21 protein-coding genes are annotated in these 25765 nt (G+C 63.4%); 6 read left to right on the forward strand and 15 right to left on the reverse strand.

Translation table 11 applies throughout. The features are described from left to right. Position 1: 1 nt before the first annotated feature. Together ACSQ84_RS33355 and ACSQ84_RS33360 are read left to right on the forward strand one after the other, a co-directional pair. Positions 2-973, forward strand: a complete 972-nt coding sequence (locus ACSQ84_RS33355; RefSeq protein WP_436215992.1) for a tyrosine recombinase XerC — start codon at positions 2-4, stop codon at positions 971-973. Between the two features lie 110 nt (positions 974-1083). Beyond that, positions 1084-1674, forward strand: coding sequence for a DUF4337 domain-containing protein (locus ACSQ84_RS33360; protein ID WP_436215993.1), 591 nt, complete (start codon positions 1084-1086; stop codon positions 1672-1674). A 308-nt stretch (positions 1675-1982) separates the two neighbouring features. On the opposite strand, the gene ACSQ84_RS33365 is transcribed toward ACSQ84_RS33360, so the two are convergent. The 12 genes from ACSQ84_RS33365 to ACSQ84_RS33420 all read right to left on the reverse strand — a co-directional run bounded on the left by ACSQ84_RS33365 (position 1983) and on the right by ACSQ84_RS33420 (position 15894). Then, complete coding sequence (locus ACSQ84_RS33365; RefSeq protein WP_436215994.1) at positions 1983-2513, reverse strand: hypothetical protein; 531 nt, start codon at positions 2511-2513, stop codon at positions 1983-1985. Positions 2514-2548: 35 nt separating this feature from the next. Next, positions 2549-3952, reverse strand: coding sequence for a dihydrolipoyl dehydrogenase (lpdA, locus tag ACSQ84_RS33370; protein ID WP_436215995.1), 1404 nt, complete (start codon positions 3950-3952; stop codon positions 2549-2551). 35 nt (positions 3953-3987) lie between these two features. Then, a complete protein-coding gene (locus tag ACSQ84_RS33375; protein WP_436215996.1) occupies positions 3988-4734 on the reverse strand; it encodes an SDR family oxidoreductase in 747 nt (248 codons plus the stop codon). Positions 4735-4813: 79 nt separating this feature from the next. After that, entirely contained in the window at positions 4814-6058 is a 1245-nt protein-coding gene (gene odhB / locus ACSQ84_RS33380; protein WP_436215997.1) for a 2-oxoglutarate dehydrogenase complex dihydrolipoyllysine-residue succinyltransferase, read from the reverse strand. Between the two features lie 175 nt (positions 6059-6233). Continuing rightward, positions 6234-9203, reverse strand: coding sequence for a 2-oxoglutarate dehydrogenase E1 component (locus ACSQ84_RS33385; RefSeq protein WP_436215998.1), 2970 nt, complete (start codon positions 9201-9203; stop codon positions 6234-6236). Positions 9204-9337: 134 nt separating this feature from the next. Continuing rightward, a complete protein-coding gene (gene sucD / locus ACSQ84_RS33390) occupies positions 9338-10222 on the reverse strand; it encodes a succinate--CoA ligase subunit alpha (RefSeq protein ID WP_436215999.1) in 885 nt (294 codons plus the stop codon). A gap of 36 nt (positions 10223-10258) precedes the next feature. Beyond that, entirely contained in the window at positions 10259-10735 is a 477-nt protein-coding gene (locus ACSQ84_RS33395; RefSeq protein WP_436216000.1) for a DUF1579 family protein, read from the reverse strand. A gap of 2 nt (positions 10736-10737) precedes the next feature. Then, positions 10738-11934, reverse strand: a complete 1197-nt coding sequence (sucC, locus tag ACSQ84_RS33400) for an ADP-forming succinate--CoA ligase subunit beta (protein ID WP_436216001.1) — start codon at positions 11932-11934, stop codon at positions 10738-10740. A 142-nt stretch (positions 11935-12076) separates the two neighbouring features. After that, positions 12077-13045, reverse strand: a complete 969-nt coding sequence (gene mdh, locus ACSQ84_RS33405) for a malate dehydrogenase (RefSeq protein ID WP_436216002.1) — start codon at positions 13043-13045, stop codon at positions 12077-12079. Between the two features lie 253 nt (positions 13046-13298). Next, positions 13299-14486, reverse strand: coding sequence for a cell division protein ZapE (gene zapE / locus ACSQ84_RS33410; RefSeq protein ID WP_436216003.1), 1188 nt, complete (start codon positions 14484-14486; stop codon positions 13299-13301). 76 nt (positions 14487-14562) lie between these two features. After that, positions 14563-15099: an RNA 2',3'-cyclic phosphodiesterase gene (gene thpR / locus ACSQ84_RS33415; RefSeq protein WP_436216004.1), complete on the reverse strand. Its 537-nt coding sequence runs from the start codon at positions 15097-15099 to the stop codon at positions 14563-14565. Positions 15100-15246: 147 nt separating this feature from the next. Then, positions 15247-15894 (reverse strand): arylesterase, encoded by a 648-nt coding sequence (locus ACSQ84_RS33420; protein ID WP_436216046.1) that lies wholly within the window; start codon positions 15892-15894, stop codon positions 15247-15249. A gap of 55 nt (positions 15895-15949) precedes the next feature. On the opposite strand from ACSQ84_RS33420, the gene ACSQ84_RS33425 reads away from it, so the two are divergent. From ACSQ84_RS33425 to ACSQ84_RS33440, 4 genes are all read left to right on the forward strand, one after another. Next, a complete protein-coding gene (locus tag ACSQ84_RS33425) occupies positions 15950-16669 on the forward strand; it encodes an ABC transporter ATP-binding protein (protein ID WP_436216005.1) in 720 nt (239 codons plus the stop codon). Next, entirely contained in the window at positions 16666-19236 is a 2571-nt protein-coding gene (locus tag ACSQ84_RS33430; RefSeq protein WP_436216006.1) for an ABC transporter permease, read from the forward strand. The genes ACSQ84_RS33425 and ACSQ84_RS33430 overlap by 4 nt, the downstream gene beginning before the upstream one ends. Before the next feature lie 243 nt (positions 19237-19479). Continuing rightward, on the forward strand, positions 19480-20271 hold the full coding sequence (locus tag ACSQ84_RS33435) for a Bax inhibitor-1/YccA family protein (RefSeq protein ID WP_436216007.1): 792 nt from the start codon (positions 19480-19482) through the stop codon (positions 20269-20271). Between the two features lie 83 nt (positions 20272-20354). Continuing rightward, entirely contained in the window at positions 20355-20885 is a 531-nt protein-coding gene (locus ACSQ84_RS33440) for an N-acetyltransferase family protein (RefSeq protein WP_436216008.1), read from the forward strand. Positions 20886-20946: 61 nt separating this feature from the next. On the opposite strand, the gene ACSQ84_RS33445 is transcribed toward ACSQ84_RS33440, so the two are convergent. From ACSQ84_RS33445 to acnA, 3 genes are all read right to left on the reverse strand, one after another. Next, positions 20947-21318, reverse strand: a complete 372-nt coding sequence (locus tag ACSQ84_RS33445; RefSeq protein WP_436216009.1) for a DUF2794 domain-containing protein — start codon at positions 21316-21318, stop codon at positions 20947-20949. Positions 21319-21937: 619 nt separating this feature from the next. Continuing rightward, the gene (locus ACSQ84_RS33450; protein ID WP_436216010.1) at positions 21938-22699 is read right to left on the reverse strand and encodes a DUF1223 domain-containing protein; all 762 of its coding nucleotides are present in this window, start codon (positions 22697-22699) and stop codon (positions 21938-21940) included. 262 nt (positions 22700-22961) lie between these two features. Beyond that, positions 22962-25682: an aconitate hydratase AcnA gene (gene acnA / locus ACSQ84_RS33455; RefSeq protein WP_436216011.1), complete on the reverse strand. Its 2721-nt coding sequence runs from the start codon at positions 25680-25682 to the stop codon at positions 22962-22964. Positions 25683-25765 lie beyond the last annotated feature (83 nt).

Genomic DNA, 25765 nt, shown 5'->3' on the forward strand with positions numbered 1-25765 from the left:
CATGACCAAGCCTGTTCCGTCACTTCAACCGATCGAGCTGGATTGCGCCGACGCGACGCTGGCGCTGGAGATGACGCGCTGGCTGTCGCATCTGCGCGCCGAACGGCGGCTGTCGCCGAAGACGCTGGAGGCCTACGCCCGCGACGTCAGGCAATGCCTGATTTTCCTCGCCGAGCACTGGGGTCGAAAAGTTACGCTGAAGGGATTTGCAGCGCTGGAAGCCAGCGACATCAGGGCCTTCATGGCGATGCGCCGCGCCGACGACATCGGCGGCCGCTCACTGATGCGGGCGCTGGCCGGCTTGCGTTCGTTCGGCCGTTTTCTGGAACGCGAAGGCAAGGGCAAGGTCGGCGCGCTCTCGGCGATCCGGGCGCCGAAAATCGGCAAGAGCCTGCCGAAGCCGATCCAGATGGCGGCTGCCAAACGTCTTGCCGATGCCGACGAGCGCGCCGGCGAGGACCGCGAAACCTGGATCTGGGCGCGCGACGCCGCCGTGATGGCGCTGCTGTACGGTTCGGGCCTGCGCATCTCCGAGGCGCTGGGATTAAAGAAGCGCGACGTACCGCTGCCCGGCGAGGGCGACGTCATCATCGTGACCGGCAAGGGCAACAAGACCCGCATGGTGCCGGTGCTGCAGAACGTGCTGGCGCTGATCGCCGACTACACCGCGGTCTGTCCGCATCCGCTGCCGCCAACAGGGCCGATCTTCGTCGGCGCCCGCGGCGGGCCGCTCAGCCCGCGAATTATCCAGCTCACCATGGAGCGGCTGCGCGGTGCGCTTGGGCTGCCCGACAGCGCGACGCCGCATGCGTTGCGGCATTCCTTTGCCACCCATCTGCTGTCGCGCGGCGGCGATCTCCGTGCGATCCAGGAATTGCTCGGCCACGCCTCGCTCTCGACCACGCAGATCTACACCGGCATCGACAGCGAGCGGCTGCTGGAAGTGTACAAGACGACGCATCCCCGCGCCTGATCGTTTCAATCCCCTGACACGTTTCCGTCACATCCGCCTGCCCCCTTGCGCCAGCGGCGTTGTTCGGTCAATCGTTGATCCCGTCACGCCAGTTCATCGGGGAGGGAATCATGGGCGCACATGAAAGCATGGAGCATGCCGAGCACGCCGAGCACGCTTCCAGCTCCAACAAGCGGATCGCATTGCTGATCGCCGTCATTGCGCTGTTTCTTGCGCTGTCGGAGACCCTGGGCAAGGGCGCCCAGACCGAATCGATCAGCAAGAATGTCGAGGCCTCGAACCTCTGGGCGTTCTTCCAGGCCAAGAGCATCCGCCGCACCGTGGTTCAGGCGACATCGGACCAGGCCAAATTGAGCCTTGGCGTGATGGGCGACGATGCCGCCAAGGCGGCGCTGAAAAAGCAGATCGAGGATTGGGGCAAGACCGCCGCGCGTTACCGCTCGGAGCCGGAGACCGGCGAGGGCTCGGAGGAGCTCGCGAAACGCGCAAAGCATGCCGAACATTTACGCGACGAGGCGATGGCCAAGTACCATCACTATGAAGTCGCCTCGGCCGCGTTCCAGATCGGCATCGTGCTGGCATCGGCGACCATCATCACCGGCATGATCGTGCTGGCCTGGGGTTCCGCCCTGCTCGCCGTGATCGGAGTTGGCTTCACGTTGATCGGCCTGTTCGCGCCGCATGCCGTGCATTTGATGTAGCTTGCTTCAGCTCTCAAGGCTTGGTGAGTTTAGGTCTGATTGCGAGCCGCGAAGCAGGTGCGCTCCCTCTCCCGCTTGCGGGGGAGGCGTAGGCGGCCTACGGCCGCCGTCCTTTGGTTTAAGAACGCCGATGCAAAGCATCGGCTATGGGTGGGGGTGTCTCCGCAATTGACACTCCCGACGTGGAGAGAGCCCCCACCCGGCGCTTCGCGCCGACCTAAGAGCGAGCTTCGCTCGTCTCGACCCCGCAAGCGGGAGAGGTGCAGCGAGTCTGCGGCCCCACCGATTCAACTTAAATTCATCCCGCGCTACCGCGCTTCGTGCACGCGTTTACGATAGCGCTGGATCAGTCGCAGCATCCGGCTTGATCCGCCCTCACTGTCGCCGCGCAGCATCTCGGCGATGCGGCGCTTGACCGGCGCGACCAATGCAGCCGCTCTGGCGCGCAACGCCATGATGAACTCATAAATCGTCTTGAACCACGGCATCTGCAGCAGCTTCGGCCGCGTCACGTCGAAGATGAAGGCGGTGACGCCGACGCCGACGAGTTTTCCAAGCACGATGACGGTGATCGCGCTGACCCAATACTGATTGGCGAGCAGCCAGAGCCCGGCCAGTTTGAGCGGAAACAGCGGAATCACCGGCACCGCGAACACGATCAATGTCATTGCCGGCGACAGCGTATCGACACGTGCGGACAGCCATTGCTTGAACGCGCGGAACGGAATCCACGCAACGAGGCGCTCGACGATCGGCTCGAGATGATCCCACAGCCATGCTTCGATCAAAAAGATGATCGCAAGCAGGACCCATAACGGCTTGAGCAGGCGGCGCATCATCTTGTCATCTCGACCCGGCGTGTGCCGGGCATCGGTCACATATGGATCGCCCGTTTGCCGACCGCAAGCGCGGCTTCCTTGATGGCCTCCGAGCGGGTCGGATGCGCGTGGCAGGTTCGTGCCAGGTCCTCGGCGGAACCGCCAAACTCCATCAGAACCGCCGCTTCATGGATCATTTCGCCGGCTTCGCGGCCGACGATGTGCACGCCGAGCACGCGATCGGTCTTCGCGTCTGCGAGGATTTTCACGAAGCCGTCGGTGGTCTGGTTGACCTTGGAGCGGCCGTTGGCGGTGAAGGGGAATTTGCCCGACGTATACGCCACGCCCGCCTGCTTCAGCTCTTCCTCGGTCTTGCCGACGGCCGATACTTCCGGCGTGGTATACACAACGCCCGGGATGACGTCGTAATTCACATGCCCGGCCTTGCCCGCCATGATCTCGGCACACGCGACGCCTTCGTCTTCGGCCTTGTGCGCGAGCATCGGACCCGCCACCACGTCGCCGATCGCATAGACGCCCTTCACGCTGGTGGAGAAATGCGCGTCGATCTGGACACAGCCGCGATTGTCGAGCGCAATGCCCGCTTCTTTCAGACCGAGTCCCTCGGTGTAGGGCACGCGGCCGATACTGACCAGCACCACATCGGCTTCGATGGTTTCGGCCGCACCGCCGGCGGCCGGCTCGACCTTGGCCGACAGCCTGTTGCCCGAAGTGTCGACGCCGGTGACCTTGGCACCGAGCTTGAACGCAAAGCCCTGCTTTTCGAGCATGCGCTGGAATTGTTTTGCCACTTCACCGTCCATGCCCGGCAGGATGCGGTCGAGAAACTCAACCACGGTGACTTTCGCACCTAACCGGTGCCACACCGAACCGAGTTCGAGCCCGATCACACCGGCACCGACGATCAGGAGGCTCGACGGCACCGCGTCGAGCGACAGCGCCCCGGTTGACGACACGATCCGCTTCTCGTCGATCTCGATGCCCTTCAGGCGCGCGATATCGGAGCCGGTGGCGATCACGATATTTTTGGTCTCGACCGTCTGCGCCTTGCCGTCGCTGCCTGATACCTCGACCTTGCCGGTGCCGAGGATCTTGCCGGTGCCGCTGATGACGTCGATCTTGTTCTTCTTCATCAGGAACTCGACGCCCTTGACGTTGCCGTCGATGCCCTGCTGCTTGAAATTCATCATCGCCGGCAAATCGAGCTTCGGTGTGGAAACGCTGACGCCCATCTTCGCAAACGAGTGTCCGGCCTCCTCGAACATCTCGGACGCATGCAGCAGCGCCTTCGACGGCATGCAGCCGACATTGAGGCAGGTGCCGCCCAGCGTCGCGTTCTTCTCGACCACGGCAACCTTCATGCCGAGTTGCGCGGCGCGCACCGCGCAGACATATCCGCCCGGACCGGTGCCGATGACGACGAGATCGTAAGTGGCCATGATTGAAGTCCTGTAACTGAATTCTATGACAGGTATTACCGACCACCCGAGACATCGAGGATGGCGCTGGTAACGTACGAAGCGTCGTCCGACATCAGCCAGACGATGGCATTGGCGATTTCTTCCGCGGTGCCGACGCGCTGCATCGGGACCATATGCGCCAGCCGGTGCGCGCGGTCGGGTTCGCCGCCGCTCGCGTGAATTTCGGTATCGATCAGTCCGGGCCGGATCGCGGCGACGCGAATGCCTTCGCCGGCGACTTCATGGCCAAGACCGATCGTGAAGGAGTCGACCGCGCCCTTCGACGCCGCGTAATCGACATAGGTATTGGGCGCGCCGAGTTTGGCGGCGACTGAGGACAGATTGACGATGACGCCGCCGGCGCCGCCGTTGCGGGTCGACATCCGCTTCACCGCTTCGCGCGCGCAAAGAATGCTGCCGGTGACATTGACCGCCATCATGCGCTGGATGCGCTCGGCCGACATGTCCTCGACCCGCGCCGAGGGTCCGACGATGCCGGCGTTGTTGACCAGCGCGCCCAGCGTTCCGAAATCATCCGATGCCTTGAACAGCGCCAGGATGTCCGTCTCGCTGCCGACATCGCATTTCACCGCGACAGCCTTGCCGTTCTTGCGCTCGATTTCGGTGACGACTTGCTTCGCCGCCGCCTCGTTACTGGCGTAACCGACGACGACCCGAAAGCCGCGCGCGGCGGCGGCAATCGCGGTGGCGCGGCCGATGCCGCGGCTACCGCCGGTAATGATTACAACCTTGTCCGTCAAATCCGCCCCCATCCGTCCACGCGCTCAATACCCCACGCCAAATGCCCGCCGAGGAGCGGGCATCCGAACGCGGTCTACTTCAGAGATCCAGCACCAGCCGCGCCGGATCTTCCAGGCTCTCCTTGACGCGGACCAGGAAGGTCACCGCTTCCTTGCCGTCGATCACGCGGTGATCGTAGGACAGCGCCAGATACATCATCGGGCGGATTTCGATTTTGCCGCCGATCGCCATCGGGCGCTCCTGGATCTTGTGCATGCCGAGAATGGCGGACTGCGGCGCGTTCAGGATCGGCGTCGACATCAGCGAACCGTAGATGCCGCCATTGGTGATGGTGAAGGTGCCGCCCTGCATCTCGTCGATCTTGAGCTGGCCGTCGCGGGCGCGGCGGCCGAAATCGGCGATGCTCTTTTCGATGTCGGAGATCGACTTGTGGTCGCAGTCGCGCACCACGGGCACGACCAGGCCCTTGTCGGTGCCGACCGCGACGCCGACGTGGTAGTAGTTCTTGTAGATCAGATCCGTGCCGTCGATCTCGGCGTTGACGGCCGGGATGTCCTTCAGCGCCTGCACGCAGGCCTTGGTGAAGAAGCCCATGAAGCCGAGTTTGGTGCCGTGCTTCTTCTCGAACACATCCTTGTACTGCGTTCGCATCGCCATGATGTGGCTCATATCGACCTCGTTGAAGGTCGTGAGCATCGCCGCGGTGTTCTGCACGTCCTTTAGCCGGCGCGCGATGGTCTGGCGCAGCCGCGTCATCTTCACGCGCTCTTCGCGCGCGGCATCGTCGGCGGGCGAAGGTGCTCGCACCTGCACGGCGGCGGCGGGCTGATTGACCGGGGTCGGCGCCGAAGCGGCCTTCTCGATCGCAGCCAGCATGTCGCCCTTGGTAACGCGGCCATCCTTGCCGGAGCCGGGCACGGTGGCGGCATTGATGCCGCTCTCGGCGGAGAGTTTGCGCACCGACGGCGCCAGCGGCGCGTCCGAAGGCGCAGCCTTCGGAGCCGCCGCGGGTGCGGCGGCAGCAGCGGGCGGCGGTGCGGCCGGAGCCGCCGCCTTGGGCGGTGCGGCCGCCGGCCTGGCGCCCGCCGCGCCGTCATTGATCTGGCCGAGCAGCGCGCCGACGGCGACGGTTTCGCCATCCTTGGCGGCGATCTCGCCCAGCACGCCCGCGGAGGGCGCCGGGACTTCGATGGTGACCTTGTCGGTCTCGAGCTCCACCAAAGGCTCGTCCACCGCCACGGCGTCGCCGGCCTTCTTGAACCAGCGGCCGATGGTGGCCTCCGTCACGGACTCGCCGAGCGTCGGAACGCGAATGTCAGTCATGGTGTGTTTTTCCTCAATAACCAAACGGTCATAAAAGTTCTGGCTGTCATCGTCCGCCTTGTGCGCAATTGCGCACTGGGGCGGACGATCCAGTACTCCGTGACAGGCGTGCTCACGAGATGGCGCGGAGTACTGGATGCCCCGCCTTCGCGGGGCATGACGGGTGAAGGATGGTCTAGTTCAGCGCGTCATCCAGCAGCGCCTTGAGCTGCGCCAGATGTTTCGACATCAAACCGGTGGCCGTCGCCGCCGCCGCCGCGCGGCCGGCGTAACGCGGACGCTTGTTCGGCGCGTGGATCTGGTTCAGCACCCATTCGAGATAGGGCTCGATGAAGTGCCAGGCACCCATGTTGCGCGGCTCTTCCTGGCACCAGACGACTTCCGCATTCTTGAAGCGGACGAGCTCGTGCACCAGCGCCTTCAGCGGCACCGGATAGAGCTGCTCGACTCGCATCAGATAGATGTCGTCAATGCCGCGCTTCTCGCGCTCCTCGTAGAGGTCGTAATAGACCTTGCCCGAGCACAGCACGATGCGGCGGATCTTGTCGTCGCCCACCAGCTTGATCTTCTCGTCCGGCAGCATCTGCGCGTCATCGTAGAGGATGCGGTGGAACGTGGCGTCCTTGCCGAGTTCGTCGAGCCGCGACACCGCCCGCTTGTGGCGCAGCAGCGATTTCGGCGTCATCAGGATCAGGGGTTTACGGATCTCGCGATGCAGCTGGCGCCGCAGCACGTGGAAGTAATTCGCCGGCGTGGTCGGGTAGACCACCTGCATGTTGTCCTCGGCGCACATCTGCAGAAAGCGTTCGAGACGCGCCGAAGAGTGTTCCGGGCCCTGCCCTTCGTAACCATGCGGCAGCAGGCAGACCAGACCGGACATGCGCAGCCATTTGCGCTCGCCCGAGGAGATGAACTGGTCGAACAGCACCTGCGCGCCGTTGGCGAAGTCGCCGAACTGGGCTTCCCACATCGCCAGCGCATTCGGCTCGGCCAGCGAATAGCCGTACTCGAAGCCGAGCACCGCCTCTTCCGACAGCAGCGAGTTGATCACCTCGTAATGGCCCTGATCGGGACCAAGGTGATTGAACGGCGTGTAGCGGCTCTCGTCCTCCTGGTCGATCAGCACCGAATGGCGCTGCGAGAAGGTGCCGCGCTCGCTGTCCTGCCCCGACAGGCGGACGTGCCGGCCTTCCTGCATCAGCGTGCAGAACGCCAGCGCCTCGCCGGTCGCCCAGTCGATGCCGACGCCGTTGTCGATCGCCTTCGCCCGATTTTCCAGGAAGCGCTGGATGGTGCGGTGAACGCGGAAGCCATCCGGCACCTTGGTGATCTTGCGGCCGATATCCTTGAGGATCGCGGTATCGACGCCGGTGATGCCGCGGCGGGCGTCTTCTTCCTGGTCAGCGGACTTGAAGCCGGCCCATTTGCCGTCGAGCCAGTCGGCCTTGTTGGGCTTGTAGCCCGAACCGGCTTCGAGCTCGGCATCGAGGCGGGCGCGCCAGTCGGCCTTGGCCTTTTCGACCTCGCCCTCGGTCAAGACGCCGTCGGCAATCAGCCGCTTGGAATAAAGCTCGACCGTGCCGGGATGCGTCGCGATCTTCTTGTACATCACCGGCTGGGTGAACATCGGCTCGTCGCCTTCGTTATGGCCATGCCTGCGGTAGCAGAACATGTCGATCACGACGGGCTTGTGGAACTTCTGCCGGAACTCGATCGCGACCTTGGCCGCGAACACCACGGCTTCCGGATCGTCGCCGTTCACATGGAAGATCGGCGCGTCGATCATCTTCGCCACATCGGACGGATAGGGCGAGGACCGCGAGTAGCGCGGATAGGTGGTGAAGCCGATCTGGTTGTTGACGATGAAGTGCAGCGAACCGCCGGTGCGGTAGCCCTTCAGGTCGGACAGGCCGAAGCATTCGGCCACCACGCCCTGGCCGGCGAAGGCGGCGTCGCCATGCATCAGCACCGGCAGCACCGAAATGCGCATGTCCGGCGGATCGCCATGCTGGTCCTGCTTGGCGCGCACCTTGCCGAGCACGACCGGATCGACGATTTCCAGATGCGACGGGTTGGCGGTGAGCGACAGATGGATCCTGTTGTTGTCGAATTCGCGGTCCGACGAGGCGCCGAGATGATATTTGACGTCGCCGGAGCCCTCGACCGCGTCGGGATTGGCGGAGCCGCCCTTGAATTCATGGAACAGCGCACGGTGCGGCTTGCCCATCACCTGGGTCAGCACGTTGAGGCGGCCGCGATGCGGCATGCCGAGCACGATTTCCTTTACGCCAAGATTGCCGCCGCGCTTGATGATCTGCTCCAGCGCCGGAATCAGCGATTCAGCGCCGTCGAGGCCGAAGCGCTTGGTGCCGGTGAATTTGATGTCGCAGAATTTCTCAAAGCCTTCGGCTTCGATCAGCTTGTTGAGGATCGCGCGCCGGCCTTCGGGGGTGAAGCTGATTTCCTTGTCCGGGCCTTCGATGCGCTCCTGGATCCAGGCCTTCTGCGCCGCGTTGGTGATGTGCATGAACTCGACACCGACCGTCTGGCAGTAGGTGCGCTCGCAGATCGCGACGATTTCGCGAAGCGTGCCGTATTCGAGGCTGAGCACGTGATCGAGGAAGATCCTGCGGTCGAAATCGGCCTCGGCAAACCCGTAGCTGCGCGGATCGAGTTCTTCGCGGTCGCGCTGGGCCTCGATGCCGAGCGGATCGAGCTTGGCGTGGAAGTGGCCGCGCATGCGGTAGGCCCGGATCAGCATCAGGGCGCGAACCGAATCGCGTGTCGCCTGGTTGACGTCGGCCGGCGACGCTTCGGCGCCCTTGGCAAAGGCTTTGGACTCGGCCTTGGCGGCCAGCTTGGCGCCCACGGCCTTCTCGACCTGCGCCCAGTTGCCATCCAGCGCCGAGGTCAGGTCGTCGCGTGGCGTCACCGGCCAGTTGTCGCGACCCCAGGAGGGGCCGTCGGCGTTCTTCCGGACGTCGCCCGGGGTGTCTTTCAGGCTTTTGAAGAATTCCTGCCAGTCGGGATCGACCGAAGCCGAGTCCTGCTCGTAGCGGGCATAGAGATCGTCGATGTAGGTGGCGTTGGTGCCCTGCAAAAAAGAGGAGAGAGCAAATGCGGCATTCGCGTCCTGGCGAGACATGATGGCGTCCTGGTAATTTTGGCTTCGCGCGTGGAAAACGGCGCTTTGGCCGGTCCGGAGGCCGGACCAGCGAGGTAAAGCACCCTTACCCTATTTAGCGCGAGATTTCCTGCCCAAAAGGACCAAGAACTGAATTAGGACTTCAATTTTTCGGCAAGGGTGTGTCCGAGCCGCGCCGGCGACGGAGAGACCGTGATTCCGGCCGATTCCATCGCGGCGGTCTTGGAACCGGCGTCGCCTTTGCCGCCGGAGATGATGGCGCCGGCATGGCCCATGCGGCGGCCGGGAGGGGCGGTGACGCCGGCGATGAAGCCAACCATCGGCTTCTTGCGGCCGCGCTTGGCCTCGTCCTTGATGAACTGGGCGGCGTCTTCCTCGGCGGAACCGCCGATTTCGCCAATCATGATGATCGACGTAGTCTTCTCGTCGGCCAGGAACATTTCAAGTACGTCGATGAATTCGGTGCCCTTGACCGGGTCGCCGCCGATGCCCACGGCCGTGGTCTGGCCGAGGCCCTCCTGGGTGGTCTGGAACACGGCTTCATAGGTCAGCGTGCCCGAGCGCGACACGATGCCGACATTGCCGGGCTTGAAGATGTTGGCCGGCATGATGCCGATTTTGCATTCACCCGCGGTCATGACGCCGGGGCAATTGGGTCCGATCAGGCGCGACTTCGACCCCGACAGCGAGCGCTTGACGCGGACCATGTCGAGCACCGGAATGCCTTCGGTGATGCAGACGATCAGCGGGATCTCCGCAGCGATCGCTTCGCAGATCGCGTCCGCCGCCCCCGGCGGCGGCACGTAGATGACGCTCGCGTCCGCTCCGGTCTTCTCACGTGCTTCGCCAACAGTGTCGAACACCGGCAGACCGAGATGCGTCGCACCGCCTTTGCCCGGCGAGGTGCCGCCGACCATCTTGGTGCCATACGCGATCGCGGCTTCGGAATGGAACGTGCCGTTCTTGCCGGTAAAACCCTGGCAGATGACTTTGGTGTTTTTATCGATCAGAACGGACATGGTGGATGTTACTTCCCTGGGTGATCGGAAACGGGATCAGTGGATTCGCCGATACGTGCCGGTGAGCACGTCGGCCCATCCTTCGGCATCGGGCGAGAACTGGATTTTCATGGTGTAGTTGTTGTCGTCGACGACTTCATAGACGTGGCGCGCGTTGCCGCGGAGCGAGCCGCGCACCAGGATCAGCGTCTTGCCGGTCCAGCCGCCGGAGGCCGGCGCCGGCGAGTAGTAGCCAAGCGAATCGTGCCAGAACAATTTGTAGTGCCGGTCCTCGCGGTCGTAGGTGAACACGCCGTGGGTGGCGAAGGTCTGCGCGCCGTTGCGCATCTGCACCGCGTCCTGGATCAGATAGAAACCGTTGAGATCCATGCGGGCCTTGACGTGCGCGGTGGCCGGCCCGCCCGCGTTCCAGCGCGAGGGATAGACCATCTCTTCGCCGCTCCACTCGCCGGCAAACACGGCGAGCTTGCGGTGTTCCTCCAGTGCGGTCGGTGCGGTGAGACGGTCAGCCATCGCTAGCCTCCCTTGACGGCATTCACGATTTTCTGCGCGGCGTCGTCGAGATTATCGGCGGGCAGCACGTTGAGGCCGGATTCGCGGATGATCTTCTTGCCGGCGTCGACATTGGTGCCTTCGAGGCGAACCACCAGCGGCACTTTCAGGCCGACTTCCTTGACGGCGGCGACCACGCCCTCGGCGATGATGTCGCATTTCATGATGCCGCCGAAGATGTTGACCAGGATGCCCTTCACGTTCGGATCGGCGGTGATGATCTTGAAGGCGGCCGCAACCTTTTCCTTGCTGGCGCCGCCGCCGACGTCGAGGAAGTTGGCGGGCTCCATGCCGTAGAGCTTGATGATGTCCATCGTCGCCATGGCGAGACCGGCGCCATTGACCATGCAGCCGATGGTGCCGTCGAGCGTGACGTAATTGAGATCGTGTTTCGACGCCTCGATTTCCTTGGCGTCCTCCTCGGTCTCGTCGCGCAGGGCGGCGACTTCGGGGTGGCGGTACATCGCGTTGTCGTCGAACGCCACCTTGGCGTCGAGCACGCGCAGATCGCCCTGCCTGGTGACGACCAGCGGATTGATCTCCAGCATCGCCATGTCCTTGGCGATGAAGGCGGTGTAGAGTTGCGCGACCAGCTTCTCGGCCTGCTTGGCCAGATCGCCGGTCAGCTTCAGCGCCTTCGCCACCGTGCGGCCGTGATGGCCCATGATGCCGGTGGCCGGATCGACCGAAAACGTGATGATCTTCTCGGGCGTGTTGTGCGCGACGTCCTCGATGTTGACGCCGCCTTCGGTCGACACCACGAACGAGACTTCGCTAGTCTCGCGATCGACCAGGATCGAGAGATAGAACTCCTTGTCGATGTCGGAGCCTTCCTCGATGTAGAGGCGGTTGACCTGCTTGCCGTGCGCCCCGGTCTGGATCGTGACCAGGGTGGCGCCCAGCATCTGCCTGGCGAACTCGTTGACCTCGGCGACCGACTTGGCGATGCGCACGCCGCCCTTGTCGCCGGCGGAAGCTTCCTTGAACTTGCCCTTGCCGCGGCCGCCGGCGTGGATCTGGCTTTTCACCACCCAGATCGGCCCGGGGAGCGCCGTGGCCGCCGCTTCCGAATCCGAGGCCTTCAAGACAGGCACGCCGCGTGAAATCGGCACTCCGAATTCATGCAGCAACGCCTTGGCCTGGTATTCATGGATATTCATCTGGACGCTCCCCAAAGCCTGGTGCGGTGGGTTCGAAACTCACCGCGATTTCCTGGCGATCTCTTGCCGAATTTTTTATTGGTATACCATATACCAACAAAACTGCAAATCTGACGCGAATCCGGCGAATAGCCGAAATCGATCAATGTCCTAGCAGATCCGGCGCGATTTTCTTGCAGGCGTCGACCAGGCCCTGCACGGCGCCGACCGACTTGTCGAAGGCTTCGCGGTCCTTGCCGGCCAGTTCGATCTCGACGATGCGCTCGACGCCCTTGGAACCGATCACGACGGGCACGCCGACATACATGTCCTTCACGCCATATTCGCCGTTGAGATAGGCGGCGCAGGGCAGCACGCGCTTCTTGTCCTTCAGATAGCTCTCGGCCATCGCGATGGCGGAAGCCGCCGGGGCGTAGAAGGCAGAGCCGGTCTTCAGCAGGTTGACGATCTCGGCGCCGCCATTGCGGGTGCGATCGACGATCTCGTCGATCCGCGCCTGCGAGGTCCAGCCCATCTTGACGAGATCGGGCAGCGGAATGCCTGCCACGGTGGAGTAACGCGTCAGCGGCACCATGGTGTCGCCGTGGCCGCCAAGCACGAAGGCGGTGACGTCTTCGATCGAAACGTTGAATTCATCGGCGAGGAAATAGCGGAAGCGCGAGGAGTCCAGCACGCCGGCCATGCCGACGACCTTCTTGTGCGGCATGCCGGAGGCCTTCTGCAGCGCCCATACCATCGCATCCAGCGGATTGGTGATGCAGATGACGAAGGCGTCGGGGGCATACTTCTTGATGCCGGCGCCGACCTGCTCCATGACCTTGAGATTGATGCTCAGGAGATCGTCGCGACTCATGCCGGGCTTGCGCGGCACGCCGGCGGTGACGATGCAGACCTTGGCATTGTCGAGCGCCTCATAGGAGTTGGCGCCGGTGAAATGCGCGTCGAAACCGTCGACCGGCGACGACTGCGCAATGTCGAGCGCCTTGCCCTGCGGAACGCCCTCGGCGATGTCGAACATGACGACGTCGCCGAGCTCCTTCAGGCCAATGAGGTGAGCCAGCGTTCCGCCGATCTGACCGGAGCCAATCAAAGCAATCTTGTCGCGCGCCATGGGAAATTTGTCCTTCTGAGACGTAGAGGAGGGTGGAAAGTGAACTGGGAGGCTGGTTATCCCTTTCGAATGATAGGTTCAAGTCGCGGCGTGCCCAATTGTAGGCCTCGCCCCGGACCTGCCTTGATTTCGATCAGGGAGGTATCCAATGCCGTCATTCCGGGGCGTCCGTAGCGCGAGCCCGGAATCCATACTCCCGATCGTGGCTATGGATTCCGGGCCTGCGCCAAGTGGCGCATCCCGGAATGACGATCTACGTCTCCACCAACCCGGTACTGGAGCCGCTGGCCGCCGAATCCTTGCGCCCGTGCGGGAGCGCCAGATAGGATTCCGAGCTCATTTCGATCAGCCGCGATGAAGTCCGCTTGAATTCGTTGGCCTCAACGCCATCGGTTGCCAGGTACAGCGACACCGGATCAGCGTCCGCCGACGCCATCAGCTTCACGGCATTGTCATAGAGCGTATCGATCAGCGAGATGAAGCGCTTGGCGGCATTACGCTCGGCATAGTCCATCACGGGAATGCGGTCGACGAGGATGGTGTGATAGTCGTGCGCCAGCCGCAGGTAATCGGATGCGGCCAGCGGCTGCTCGCAGAGTTCGGCGAACGAAAAGCGGGCGACGCCATGCGACGAACAGGGCACGCGCAGGATACGGCCCTTGATTGCGATATCGCGCGCCTTGCAGGGCGCATTGCCGGTCATCTTGCGCCAGGCCTTGTCGAGCGCGTCGCCGGCGGCATCATCCGCCGGCACCAGCCACATCTTCACGCCGGCGAGTTTTTCCAGCCGGAAATCCGTGCGGGCGTCGAGCCGCAACACGTCCATGTGATCGGCGATCTGCGCGATGAAAGGCAAAAACAGCGCGCGGTTCAGGCCGCCTTTGTAGAGGTCGTTGGGCGCCACGTTGGAGGTCGCCACCACCACGGTGCCGAGTTCGAACAGTTTTGTGAACAGTCGGCCCAGGATCATGGCATCGGCAATATCGGTGACGTGGAATTCGTCGAAGCACAATAGCCAGGCCTGATCGAAGATCGCATGCGCGGTCAGCGCGATCACATCGCCATCGGCAATCTCGCCGCGCGCGATGTCCTGCCGGTGGCCATAGATCCGTTCATGCACCTCGGCCATGAATTCATGGAAATGCGCGCGGCGCTTGTGCTCGATGGCGCTCTGCTGGAAAAAAAGATCCATCAGCATGGTCTTGCCGCGGCCGACTTCGCCGTGAACGTAGAGCCCGCGCGGCGGCGGCTCGTCCTTGTCGGCGAACAGCCGCCCGAGCAGGCTTTGCTTGCGCAGCGGCTTGTAGCTCGAGAGCCGGTCTTCCAGCGCCGAAAACGCGTCGGCGGCAAGCGCCTGCGCGGGATCGGCCTCGATCGCGCCGGAGGCGACCAGGGACTGATAATGGGCGCGGAACGAAGTGGGTGGTGTGGTCGACAGCATGGCCCACCTTACGGCCCCAGGCGTGCGAAAATTGCAAGCCGCGAATTGGTGGTGGGGGTATGCGCTGCCGGTGCTTCTATGCACTCAGCGCGTAGGAATCCTCGACCACATAGGGGCCGCCGCCCGTCGAGGCGCGCGACGAGAACAGCACGAAGCGCGACGCCATGAAGGTGCGGCTCGGGAAATAGCCGCGCACCGACAGATAGTCGGCGACATCCTGGCTTGAAGCGTCGTGCAGCCGGGCCAATGTCACATGGGGGGTGAATTTGCGTCCCTCGGGATCGAGCCCCATGCGCTGCATCATGCGCTCGAGTTCGGCCTGCAATTCGATCAACGGCCGGCTCGGCTCGACAGCGGCCACCACCGCCCGCGGCTTGCGCCCGCCGAAACTTTGCAGGCCCTGCACCTTGACCTCGAACGGCTTGCGGTTGACCCGAAACAACATCGACGCGATTTCATTCGCCGACATGCCGTCGATGTCGCCGATGAAACGCAAGGTGACGTGATAATTTTCGGGATCGATCCAGCGTGCGCCCGGAAGGCCGCCACGCAAATGGGAAAGGGTCTGGCCAATCTCGGCCGGAATTTCCAGTCCAGCAAACAAACGCGGCATCGCGCGGACTCCCGATGCTGAAACCCGATGACGAATCACCGATTACCAATTCCTACCTGAGTTATATGACTCTGCGAAGCAGCCGGCGCCAGAAGACCGGAAAGCTACGGGGAAAATTATCCGGCAGGGTTATTCACTGCTCTATTTTCAGCTGCGTTGCGCAGATAATGCGCCGAGAAATGCCTCCACACTGGGCAGAACATTCTTCACGATGATGTCGATCCCCTCGGCGGTCGGGTGCAAGCCATCCGGCTGGTTGAGCTTGGCCTCCGCCGCGACGCCATCGAGGAAAAAAGGATAGAGCGGCACGCCGAAAGATTTCGAAAGCTCGGGATAGATCGCGTTGAAGCGGGCGGCGTACTCGCTGCCGTAATTCGGCGGCGCCAGCATTCCGCACAGCAGAACGGCGATCTTGCGGGCTTTCAGCCGGGTCAGGATATCGGCGAGCGCGGCGCGGGTGACATCGGGACTGGTGCCGCGCAGGGCATCATTGGCGCCGAGTTCGAGGATCACGGCCTCGGTTCCCTCCGGCACCGACCAGTCGAGCCGGTCGCGGCCGCCCGAAGCGGTGTCGCCGGATACCCCGGCATTGATCATATCGACCTTTATGCCCTTGGCTTCCAACGCCTTTTGCAGGCGGACGGGGAACGCCCCGGTGGCCGCCAGGCCATAGCCGGCGCTCAGGGAATCGCCGAGCACGACCATCTTGACCGGCTTTACCGGGGTAGTGGCCGGCGTTTGCGCAAAAACCGTCTGTGTCGTCATCAAGGCCATAATCAACACGAGTATGTGCACGAACATAGCGATCCAGCCCTCGACCCCGGCGGCGGAAGTGCCATATGACCGATCCATGGACAGTCTCATCGAACCCTCTTCACTGACCGGCCTCGAGCCGGACACCATTTCCATTTCCAACGTCAACCTCTCGCTCGGCACGGGCGCGGCACGCGTTCATATCCTGAAAGATATCAGCCTTCGTGTGGCACCGGGCGAAGCGATCGGCCTGATCGGACCGTCAGGTTCGGGGAAATCCACCTTGCTGATGGTGATGGCGGGGCTGGAGCGTCCCGACAGCGGAGAGGTGGTGGTGTCAGGCACGCCATTCAATGCCCTCGACGAGGACGCGCTTGCCCGCTTCCGCGGCCGCCAGGTCGGCATCGTGTTCCAGTCGTTCCATCTGATCCCGACCATGACGGCGCTGGAAAACGTCGCAGTGCCGCTGGAGCTTGCCGGCAATCCCGATGCGGCCAAACGCGCCGCGCAGGAATTGACGTCCGTCGGTCTCGGCGATCGCCTGCATCACTATCCAACGCAACTCTCCGGCGGCGAACAGCAGCGCGTCGCACTGGCGCGGGCGCTGGCGCCGGATCCCGCCATCCTGGTGGCGGACGAGCCGACCGGCAATCTCGATGAGGTGACCGGCAAGCAGATCGTCGACCTGCTCTTCACCAAGCATTCCGAGCGCGGCATGACCTTGGTGCTGGTGACGCACGACACATCGCTGGCGCAACGCTGCGACCGCGTGGTGCGGCTGCGCTCAGGCCGAATTGACGGACATACCGCTTCATGACCATGGCGACTGAAGCCGCTGGCGGCAGCCGCGCGTCATCATTGGCGCTGCGTTACGCGCTGCGCGAGATGCGCGGCGGCCTGCGCGGCTTTTACGTGTTCATCGCCTGCATCGCACTCGGCGTGATGGCGATCGCCGGCGTCGGCTCGGTCGCGGCCAGCCTCAGCGACGGCCTGAGCCGGGAGGGCCGCACCTTGTTGGGCGGTGACGTCGCGTTCTCGCTGATCCAGCGCGAAGCCACGCCCGAAGAAATCGCTTTCCTGCGCGCCCGCGGCGAAGTTTCGGTCGCCGCCGCCTTGCGGGTCATGGCCCGCAGCGGCGACGGCAAACTGGCGCTCGTCGAACTCAAGGCGGTGGATGGCAAATACCCGATGCTCGGGGAGTTGACGCTTGATCCCAAAATGCCGGTTGCGGACTTGTTGGCCGAGCGCGACGGCGTATTCGGCGCGGCGGTGGATTCCGTGCTGCTGGCGCGGCTCGACCTCAAGATTGGCGACCGCATCAGCATCGGCAACGCCAACTACCAGATCCGCAGCGTGGTCGGCGCCGAACCGGACAAGCTCGCCGGCAATGTCGGACTCGGCCCACGCGTTCTGGTCAGCGAGACCAGTCTGCGCGCGACCGGATTGTTGCAGCCCGGCAGCCTGGTGCGCTGGATCTACCGGTTAAAATTGCCTGATAATGCGGCCGACGAGCGCGCGGCAACCCAACTGATCGACAGCGTGCGAAGCGCGTTGCCGGAAGCCGGCTGGTGGATCCGCAGCCGCGGCAATGCCTCGCCGCAGCTCGAGCGCACCATCAGCCGTTTCACCCAGTTCCTGACCCTTGTCGGCCTTGCCGCCCTTCTGGTCGGCGGTGTCGGCGTCGCCAACGCCGTCAAAAGCCATATCGACCGCCGCCGCGACGTCATCGCCTCGTTCAAGGCGCTGGGCGCCACCGGCCGTGACGTCTTCACGATCTATCTGACCCAGGTGGTCGTGCTGGCCGGGATCGGCTCCATCATCGGGCTCGCCGCCGGCGCCGCGCTGCCGTTCGTCATCGTCGGTCTGTTCGGCAAGCTGCTGCCGCTCCCGGTGATCCCGGCGCTGCATCTCGATGAACTCGCATTGTCCTTTATCTACGGCCTGCTGACCGCGCTCGCCTTCGGGCTGTGGCCGCTCGGACGGGTGCACGACGTGCCGGTCGCGGCCCTGTTCCGCGAGGAAGTCGCCCGCGAATGGCATCGTCCGCGCTGGCGATACCTCGCCTTGATGGCGATCGTGATTGCGCTGCTGATCGCGGTCGCGATCGGCCTTGCCTACGACAAGCGGATCGCGGCGGTGTTCGTCGCCTCGTCGGTCGGGGTGTTCGTGCTGCTGCGCGGCGTCGCCGCCGGCCTGATGGCGCTGGCGCGCCGGCTGCCGCGATCGAACATAACCATGCTGCGGCTGGCGGTTGCCAACATCTACCGGCCCGGAGCGCTGACGCCCTCGGTGGTGATGTCGCTTGGCCTCGGTCTCGCCGTCCTCGTCACCATTACCCAGATCGACGGCAATTTGCGCCGGCAGTTCCTCGCGGCGCTGCCGGACCGCGCGCCCTCGTTCTATTTCATCGACATCCCGACAGCGGAGGCCGACCGCTTCGGCGCCTTCCTCAAGCAAACCGCGCCGCAGTCGACCGTAGAGGATGTGCCGATGCTGCGCGGGCGCATCGTCGCGGCCCGCGGCGTCAAGGCCGACGAACTCAAGCCGTCGCAGGATACCGAATGGGTGCTGCAGAGCGACCGCGGCCTGACCTATACCGCCGACGTCCCCCGGGGCTCGAAACTCGTCGAGGGCGATTGGTGGAGCGCGGACTATCGCGGGCCGCCGCTGGTCTCGATCGAGAAGAAGATCGCCGACGGACTGAAGCTCAAGATCGGCGACGAGATCGTCGTCAACGTGCTCGGCCGCGACATCCCGGCGAAGATCGCCAATCTGCGCAACGTCGACTGGCAGGGCCTCGGCATCAATTTCGTGCTGGTGTTCTCGCCAAACGCCTTCAAGGGCGCGCCGCACACCCATGTCGCGACCCTGTCCGAGGCACATCCGGATCCGGCCGGCGACGCCCGGATCATCAAGCAGGTCGCCGACGCGTTCCCGATGGTGACCAGCGTACGGGTCCGCGAGGCGCTGGACACGATCGGCACCGTCATTACCAATCTGACGCTCGCGATTCGCGGCGCCAGCGCCGTGACGCTGATCTCGGCCATCCTGGTGCTGGGCGGCGCGCTCGCCGCCGGCCATCGCCACCGGGTTTACGACGCGGTGATCCTGAAGACTCTGGGCGCAACCCGCGTCCGCCTGCTCGGCGCTTACGCGCTGGAATATCTGATGATCGGCCTGGCCACCGCGGTGTTCGGCGTCATCGCAGGCTCGGTCGCGGCTTGGCTGATCGTGACCCGGCTGATGACGCTCAGCTTCATCTGGCAGGCCGGCAGCGCCGCCGGCGTCGTCGCCGCGGCCCTGATCGTGACGGTCGGCCTCGGACTCGCCGGCACGTTGCTGGCCCTGAACCAGAAGCCGGCCAGCGTGCTGCGAAATTTGTGACAATTTGTAGCGGGCGGCAAGGCGGCGTTAACGCTGCTTTTGCTGGGAAATAGCTGACGAGAGCGACATTCAGCCGCGCGTGGAAGCTTGCAGCGAGTGTGCTAGTTTCCCACATACCAGCCTGGGACGGAGGCCGGTTTGATGACGCCATATTAATGTCAGCAAATTGTGCTTCTGGGCTAGATAACTAACCGGCGTCGTAAACCCCTTGCGCATCGCCGGGCAACCAACGGGAATTCGACCATGTCGGACCTAGACCGTAACTATGCTTCACCTTTCGGCCGGGCCGCCGGGCGCGTTGACGCCGCGACCGTCGATGCCGGTCTGCGCGCCTACATGCTGCGCATCTACAACTACATGTCGATCGGCCTGGCCATCACCGGCCTCGCGGCGCTCGGTGTCTATATGGCGGCGGTGACCCCTGATCAGTCGGCTGGCGTCGCCAAGATCGGCACCCAGTTCCTGACGCCGTTCGGCTACGCGATGTATGTCAGCCCGCTGAAATGGCTGTTTATCCTCGCACCGCTGGTCATGGTGTTCGCGATCTCGTTTGGCATCAACCGGCTGAGGCCGGCGACGGCGCAATTGCTGTTCTGGGCGTTCGCGGCGCTGATGGGCGTCTCGCTGTCGTCGATCTTCCTGATCTACACGCACACCTCGATCGTGCGGGTGTTCTTCATCACGGCGGCGACCTTCGGCGCGCTCAGCCTCTACGGCTACACCACCAAACGTGACATGAGCGGCATGGCGTCGTTCCTGTTCATGGGCCTGATCGGCATCATCATCGCGAGCTTGGTCAACCTCTTCCTCGCAAGCTCGATGCTGCAGTTCATCATCTCGGTGGTGGGCGTGCTGGTGTTCGCGGGCCTCACCGCCTATGACACCCAGCGGCTGAAGAACGACTACATGTACGGCTATGCCTCGCAGGGCGGTGACATTGCGGAAAAGGCGGCGATTACCGGCGCACTTTCGCTCTATTTGAACTTCATCAACCTGTTCACGCTGCTGCTGCAGCTGCTCGGCCAGCGCGACTAGCGCTTTCAGCCTGCCCAAGAATTGAAGCCCCGGCCTCGCGGCCGGGGCTTTTCTTTTGCGCCCGGCAAAAATAATCTGCCCTCATGTCAGCACCCGATATCAGGCCCGCCACCGAGGCCGACCTCCCCTTTGTCACCGAGATCTACGAGCACGCGGTGCGCTATGGCACCGCGACATTCGAGCTGATCCCGCCCGATCTCACCGAGATGACCCGCCGGTTCCGCGCGCTGATGGACGGCGGTTTCCCTTATTTCGTCGCCGCGGTTGAAGGCCGGGTGATCGGATATGCCTATGCAGGCCCGTACCGGCCGCGGCCGGCCTATCGCTTCACGGTGGAGAACTCGGTTTATCTGCAGCCGGCGATCCACCGCCGCGGCATCGGCCTGCTGCTGCTGCAGCGGCTGATCGGCGAATGCGAGGCGCGCGGCTACCGGCAGATGATCGCCGTCATAGGCGACTCCGCCAATGCCGGCTCGATCGGCGTCCACACCAAGACCGGCTTCCAGATGATCGGAACCCACCCCAGTGTCGGGCTCAAATTCGGGCGCTGGCTCGACACGGTGATGATGCAGCGGGCACTTGGCGAAGGCGCGACGACGGTGCCGGCTCCGTAGCCCGGACGCAAAATCGCGAAAACAACCCCATGCAAAGATAGGATCGGCCCGGCCAGCCGCGCTAAACCACCGCCAGTTTGCGATCGATCACCAGCAGCACGCGCTCCAGTTCGTGGCCGCGGCGCAGAATCAGCCCGGTCGCCGAGATCACGCTGTACATGCCCTGCTTGCGCGCCAGCCGCGGATCCTTCTCGATGCGATAGATCGGGACTTCAGAGGCGCGGCGGAACACCGAGAACACCGCACGGTCCTTCAGGAAGTCGATCGCATAATCCCGCCACTCGCCGTCGGCGACCATGCGGCCGTACAGGTTGAGGATGCGATTGAGCTCCAGCCGATTAAACGTGACGCTGTTCGGCAGCGGGCTTGCGGTAGCGCTGCGCGCCGCTGCGCGATTCGCACTTGGATCAGTGTCCTCCGACATCGAGCTCATCGAGCGCCTCCTGTCATCGCGGGCATGATCTTTTTTCGATAACCGGTCCCACTTTTCGGGATCATGCCTCCGCAACATGATCGCGCTAACCGCCGGACATCGCAAGGGGACCTTTGAAATTACAACGGAAAACCGCCACGGGCTGTTCAATATCGCGGGAAATACCGAGTCACGGGAACGTTAGCGGAATCATATTACCGCCCCACTTCCGCCCATCGCCCGCCCCGCTGGCTTGCGACAAGGAAATCCTGCGTTGACCCGGTCCTTTCGGTTCCGGATTCCTCAGCCCCCAGCCCCCCGGGGCCGTCGGGATCGGGTCTGTTCGCAGGGGAGCTTTCTCCCGACACTGGGCCAACGAAAGTTGGTCCTTTTTCTTTTTGAGGGCCGCGTTCGTCATTCCGGAGCGTGCCACCGGATCCGCACAAGGCGCGCCACAAATTTCGCTGTCGTCCTCCGCGAAAGCGGGGGACCAGTACGCCGCGGCGGCGAGATATATCGGCGGCGTACCGGATCGCCCGATCCCGGCTACGCCAAGGCTTCCCTCGTTGGCTCGCCGGAGCTTTAGCGAAGGCGGCAAGTCGGGCGACGACAGCTCGGGTGGCGCGCGAAAAATCCGAGTTCAGTGCAGCGGCGCGTAGGCCGCGCCCAGCATGGGCCCGGGCTTCTCGCGGTTGCCGTCCTGGACATAAACGACGGCGGCATCGACACCATCGCGGGAAATGCTTTCCAAGGGAACGGTCCAGCTGCCGGAATTGCCGTTCCAGTCCCCGACCTTCAGGATGTTGCGCACCACATTGTAGTAGGTGACCTGGCGGCCGCGGTTTTCGCCGCGCCCGATCGAGATCGGCACCGCCTTCGAGACAGAGCAAATCCAGATTTCGCCCTGCGATGAAGTCGGCGCTTCGCTCGCCGCCACCGACACGTTGATGTGCTTGCCCGACATCGTCATCGTCACCGGCACCGACATCACACCGGGGGCCTTCTGCGTGTTGTTGATTGCGCTGTCGATCCCGGCACGATCGCTCCCGATCACCTTCGCCGAACCGTTGACGATCACCTGCGGCGTGTAGACGTCGCGATCGCCGCGCATTTGCGAATAGGCTTTCTGGCGCGCGCTGAAGCGCGTGTCCGCCAGCGTATCCTTCCAGCCTAGGTAATCCCAATATTCGATCGGCATGCTGAGCGCGATCACGTTGGGATCCTTGGCAAGCTCGCCAATGATCTCGTCGGCCGGCGGGCACGACGAACAGCCTTGCGAGGTGAACAGCTCGACGACCGCGCGCGGATCGGCATGAGCGGGACGTATAATCGCGACGATGGCACATACGCCAAGCGCACCCGACCATCGCGAAATCGAACTATGGGCCATCATCGCTGTCATACTGCGAATCGGTCCCGGCGGATTTCCATCCGTATTTGTACGGAGCATGATTCTATCCCTAAGAGCGCACCCCAGACGCAAGAAAGCGGGCCTTTTCATAGGCCGCCTTCTTCCCGGTCGCTACTCACTTCGCAGTGAGCCGCCGATCACGAATCCGCGTTTCATGGCGTTTCAAGCGAAGTGGGCTCCGGGGCGTGCAACGGAAAACGCGTCAAACAAAGGGCTGGAGCCCGGTTCTGATTACATCAGAACCGGAAAAGCTCTAGGCCGCGAGTTTGCGCAGCACATAGTGCAGAATGCCGCCGTTTCGGTAGTAGTCGAGCTCGTCGAGCGTATCGATGCGGCAGAGCAGCGAAACGCGCTGCAGCGAGCCGTCGCCGGACACGATTTCCGCGGTCAGCTTCTGGCGCGGCTTCAGATCGCCCTGCAGGCCGCGGATCGTCACCTTCTCGTCGCCCTTCAGGCCGATCGACGTCCAGGACTGGTCGTCCTCGAAGGTGAGCGGCAGCACGCCCATGCCGACCAGGTTGGAGCGATGGATGCGCTCGAAGCTCTGGCAGATCACGGCGCGGACGCCGAGCAGCCTGGTGCCCTTTGCCGCCCAGTCGCGCGACGAGCCGTTGCCGTATTCGGCGCCGGCGAACACCACCAACGGCACCTGCTCCGCCTGGTACTTCATCGCCGCGTCGTAAATCGACATCTGCTCGCCGTCGGGCCAATGCTTGGTGAGGCCGCCTTCCGGGATATTTCCATCAGCGCCCTTCAGCATGAAGTTCTTGATGCGGATGTTGGCGAAGGTGCCGCGCATCATGATCTCGTGGTTGCCGCGCCGCGTGCCGTACTGGTTGAAGTCGGCCGGACGCACCTGATGCTCGCTGAGGAATTTTCCAGCCGGCGAGGTCAGCTTGATCGCGCCCGCGGGGGAAATGTGGTCGGTGGTGATCTTGTCGCCGAACATCGCCAGAATCCGCGCATCGACCACGTCGACGATCGGTTCCGGCTCTTTCTTCATGCCTTCGAAATAGGGCGGATTCTGCACATAGGTCGAGCTCATGTTCCAGCGATAGGTCTCGCTCTCGACCGTCTTGATCTTGCGCCAGTTGGTGTCGCCCTTGAACACGTCGGCATAACGCTTCTTGAAGATCGTCGCGGTGACGAACTTCTTCATATACGCGTTGATTTCCTTGGTCGTTGGCCAGATGTCCTTCAGGTACACCGGCTTGCCGTCCTTGCCTTCGCCGATCGGCTCGACCGAAAGGTCCTTGGTCACGGTGCCCGCCAGCGCATAGGCAACGACCAGCGGCGGCGAAGCGAGATAATTCGCCTGCACGTCCGGCGAGACGCGGCCCTCGAAGTTGCGGTTACCCGACAGCACGGCAGCGCCGATGATGCCATTGTCGTTGATCGATTTCGAAATCTCTTCCGGCAGCGGGCCGGAATTGCCGATGCAGGTGGTGCAGCCGAAGCCGACCAGGTTGAAGCCAACCTTGTCGAGATCTTTCTGGAGACCGGAATTGGAAAGATACTCCGCGACCACCTGGCTGCCCGGCGCCAGCGAGGTCTTGACCCATGGCTTGGCCTTCAGGCCCTTGGCGGCGGCGTTACGGGCCAGCAAACCTGCGCCGATCAGCACGCTCGGGTTAGACGTGTTGGTGCAGGAGGTGATCGCCGCGATCACGACATCGCCATGGCCGAGATCGAAATTGCGGTTCTCGACGGCGTAGCGATGCGAGGCATCCGCCGCCTTCTTGTATTCGCTGGTCATCGCCGCGGAGAAGCCCGAGGCAACCGCCGGCAGTGCGACGCGGCCTTCGGGGCGCTTCGGCCCGGCCATCGAGGGCACGACGTCGGCAAGATCGAGCGTCAGCGTTGCCGTGAATACCGGATCGGCCGATTTGGCCGTACGGAACAGGCCCTGCGCCTTGGCGTAGGCCGCGACCAGTTTCACACGGTCCGCCTTGCGGCCCGAGGTTTTCAGATAATCGATGGTTGCGGCATCGACCGGGAAGAAGCCGCAGGTCGCGCCATATTCCGGCGCCATGTTGCCGATCGTCGCCTTGTCGGCGACCGACAGATAGTCGAGGCCGGGGCCGTAGAATTCGACGAACTTTCCGACCACGCCCTGCTTGCGCAGCATCTGCGTCACGGTCAGCACCAGGTCGGTGGCGGTGACGCCTTCCTTCATTTGACCCTTGAGCTTGAAGCCGATCACTTCAGGCAGCAGCATCGACTGCGGCTGACCGAGCATCGCAGCTTCCGCCTCGATGCCGCCGACGCCCCAGCCAAGCACCGCGAGGCCGTTGACCATCGTGGTGTGCGAGTCGGTGCCGACCAGCGTGTCAGGATAGGCGACTTCGAAAGTGCCGGTCTTCCTGCCGACCGTCATCTTCTCCTTGCGGGTCCACACCGTCTGGGCGAGGTATTCGAGATTGACCTGGTGACAGATGCCGGTGCCGGGCGGCACCACCGAGAAATTGGTGAATGCCTTCTGGCCCCACTTCAGGAACTCGTAGCGCTCCTGGTTCTGCTTGTATTCCTCGACCACGTTCTTGCCGAACGCCTTGTTGTCGCCGAAGAAGTTCACGATCACGCTGTGGTCGATGACGAGATCGACGGGTACCAGCGGATTGATCTTTTCGGCGTCGCCGCCGAGCGCCTGCATCGCATTGCGCATCGCGGCGAGATCGACCACTGCCGGCACGCCGGTGAAATCCTGCATCAGCACGCGTGCCGGGCGAAACGAGATTTCATGCTCGAGCTTGCGCGTCTTCAGCCATTTCGACACCGCGATGATGTCGGCCTTCTTGACCGTGCGATCGTCTTCGAAGCGCAGCAGGTTTTCGAGCAGCACCTTCATCGAATAGGGAAGCTTGGAAATTCCCTTCAGACCGTTCTTCTCGGCGGCGGGCAGGCTGTAATACACGTAGGTCTTGCCACCGACCTTGAGGGTCTTGCGGCATTTGAAGCTGTCGAGCGAGGTCATGTGCGGAAATCCCAATTCTCAGTTATACCCGGCAAAGGGTATCTAAACACCGTAAGCGGGGTTGGCTTACCGGCTTGCGGCCG

It is taken from the genome of Bradyrhizobium sp. LjRoot220, from assembly GCF_964252915.1.
Lineage (GTDB): Bacteria > Pseudomonadota > Alphaproteobacteria > Rhizobiales > Xanthobacteraceae > Bradyrhizobium.

Bases quoted from the DNA above. Each gene is read 5' to 3' on its own strand.
- ACSQ84_RS33355 (WP_436215992.1), top strand. From the start codon at position 2: ATGACCAAGCCTGTTCCGTCACTTCAACCGATCGAGCTGGATTGCGCC.
- ACSQ84_RS33360 (WP_436215993.1), top strand. From the start codon at position 1,084: ATGGGCGCACATGAAAGCATGGAGCATGCCGAGCACGCCGAGCACGCT.
- ACSQ84_RS33365 (WP_436215994.1), bottom strand. From the start codon at position 2,513: ATGATGCGCCGCCTGCTCAAGCCGTTATGGGTCCTGCTTGCGATCATC.
- lpdA (WP_436215995.1), bottom strand. From the start codon at position 3,952: ATGGCCACTTACGATCTCGTCGTCATCGGCACCGGTCCGGGCGGATAT.
- odhB (WP_436215997.1), bottom strand. From the start codon at position 6,058: ATGACTGACATTCGCGTTCCGACGCTCGGCGAGTCCGTGACGGAGGCC.
- ACSQ84_RS33385 (WP_436215998.1), bottom strand. From the start codon at position 9,203: ATGTCTCGCCAGGACGCGAATGCCGCATTTGCTCTCTCCTCTTTTTTG.
- sucD (WP_436215999.1), bottom strand. From the start codon at position 10,222: ATGTCCGTTCTGATCGATAAAAACACCAAAGTCATCTGCCAGGGTTTT.
- ACSQ84_RS33395 (WP_436216000.1), bottom strand. From the start codon at position 10,735: ATGGCTGACCGTCTCACCGCACCGACCGCACTGGAGGAACACCGCAAG.
- sucC (WP_436216001.1), bottom strand. From the start codon at position 11,934: ATGAATATCCATGAATACCAGGCCAAGGCGTTGCTGCATGAATTCGGA.
- mdh (WP_436216002.1), bottom strand. From the start codon at position 13,045: ATGGCGCGCGACAAGATTGCTTTGATTGGCTCCGGTCAGATCGGCGGA.
- zapE (WP_436216003.1), bottom strand. From the start codon at position 14,486: ATGCTGTCGACCACACCACCCACTTCGTTCCGCGCCCATTATCAGTCC.
- thpR (WP_436216004.1), bottom strand. From the start codon at position 15,099: ATGCCGCGTTTGTTTGCTGGACTGGAAATTCCGGCCGAGATTGGCCAG.
- ACSQ84_RS33425 (WP_436216005.1), top strand. From the start codon at position 15,950: ATGGACAGTCTCATCGAACCCTCTTCACTGACCGGCCTCGAGCCGGAC.
- ACSQ84_RS33430 (WP_436216006.1), top strand. From the start codon at position 16,666: ATGACCATGGCGACTGAAGCCGCTGGCGGCAGCCGCGCGTCATCATTG.
- ACSQ84_RS33435 (WP_436216007.1), top strand. From the start codon at position 19,480: ATGTCGGACCTAGACCGTAACTATGCTTCACCTTTCGGCCGGGCCGCC.
- ACSQ84_RS33440 (WP_436216008.1), top strand. From the start codon at position 20,355: ATGTCAGCACCCGATATCAGGCCCGCCACCGAGGCCGACCTCCCCTTT.
- ACSQ84_RS33445 (WP_436216009.1), bottom strand. From the start codon at position 21,318: ATGAGCTCGATGTCGGAGGACACTGATCCAAGTGCGAATCGCGCAGCG.
- ACSQ84_RS33450 (WP_436216010.1), bottom strand. From the start codon at position 22,699: ATGACAGCGATGATGGCCCATAGTTCGATTTCGCGATGGTCGGGTGCG.
- acnA (WP_436216011.1), bottom strand. From the start codon at position 25,682: ATGACCTCGCTCGACAGCTTCAAATGCCGCAAGACCCTCAAGGTCGGT.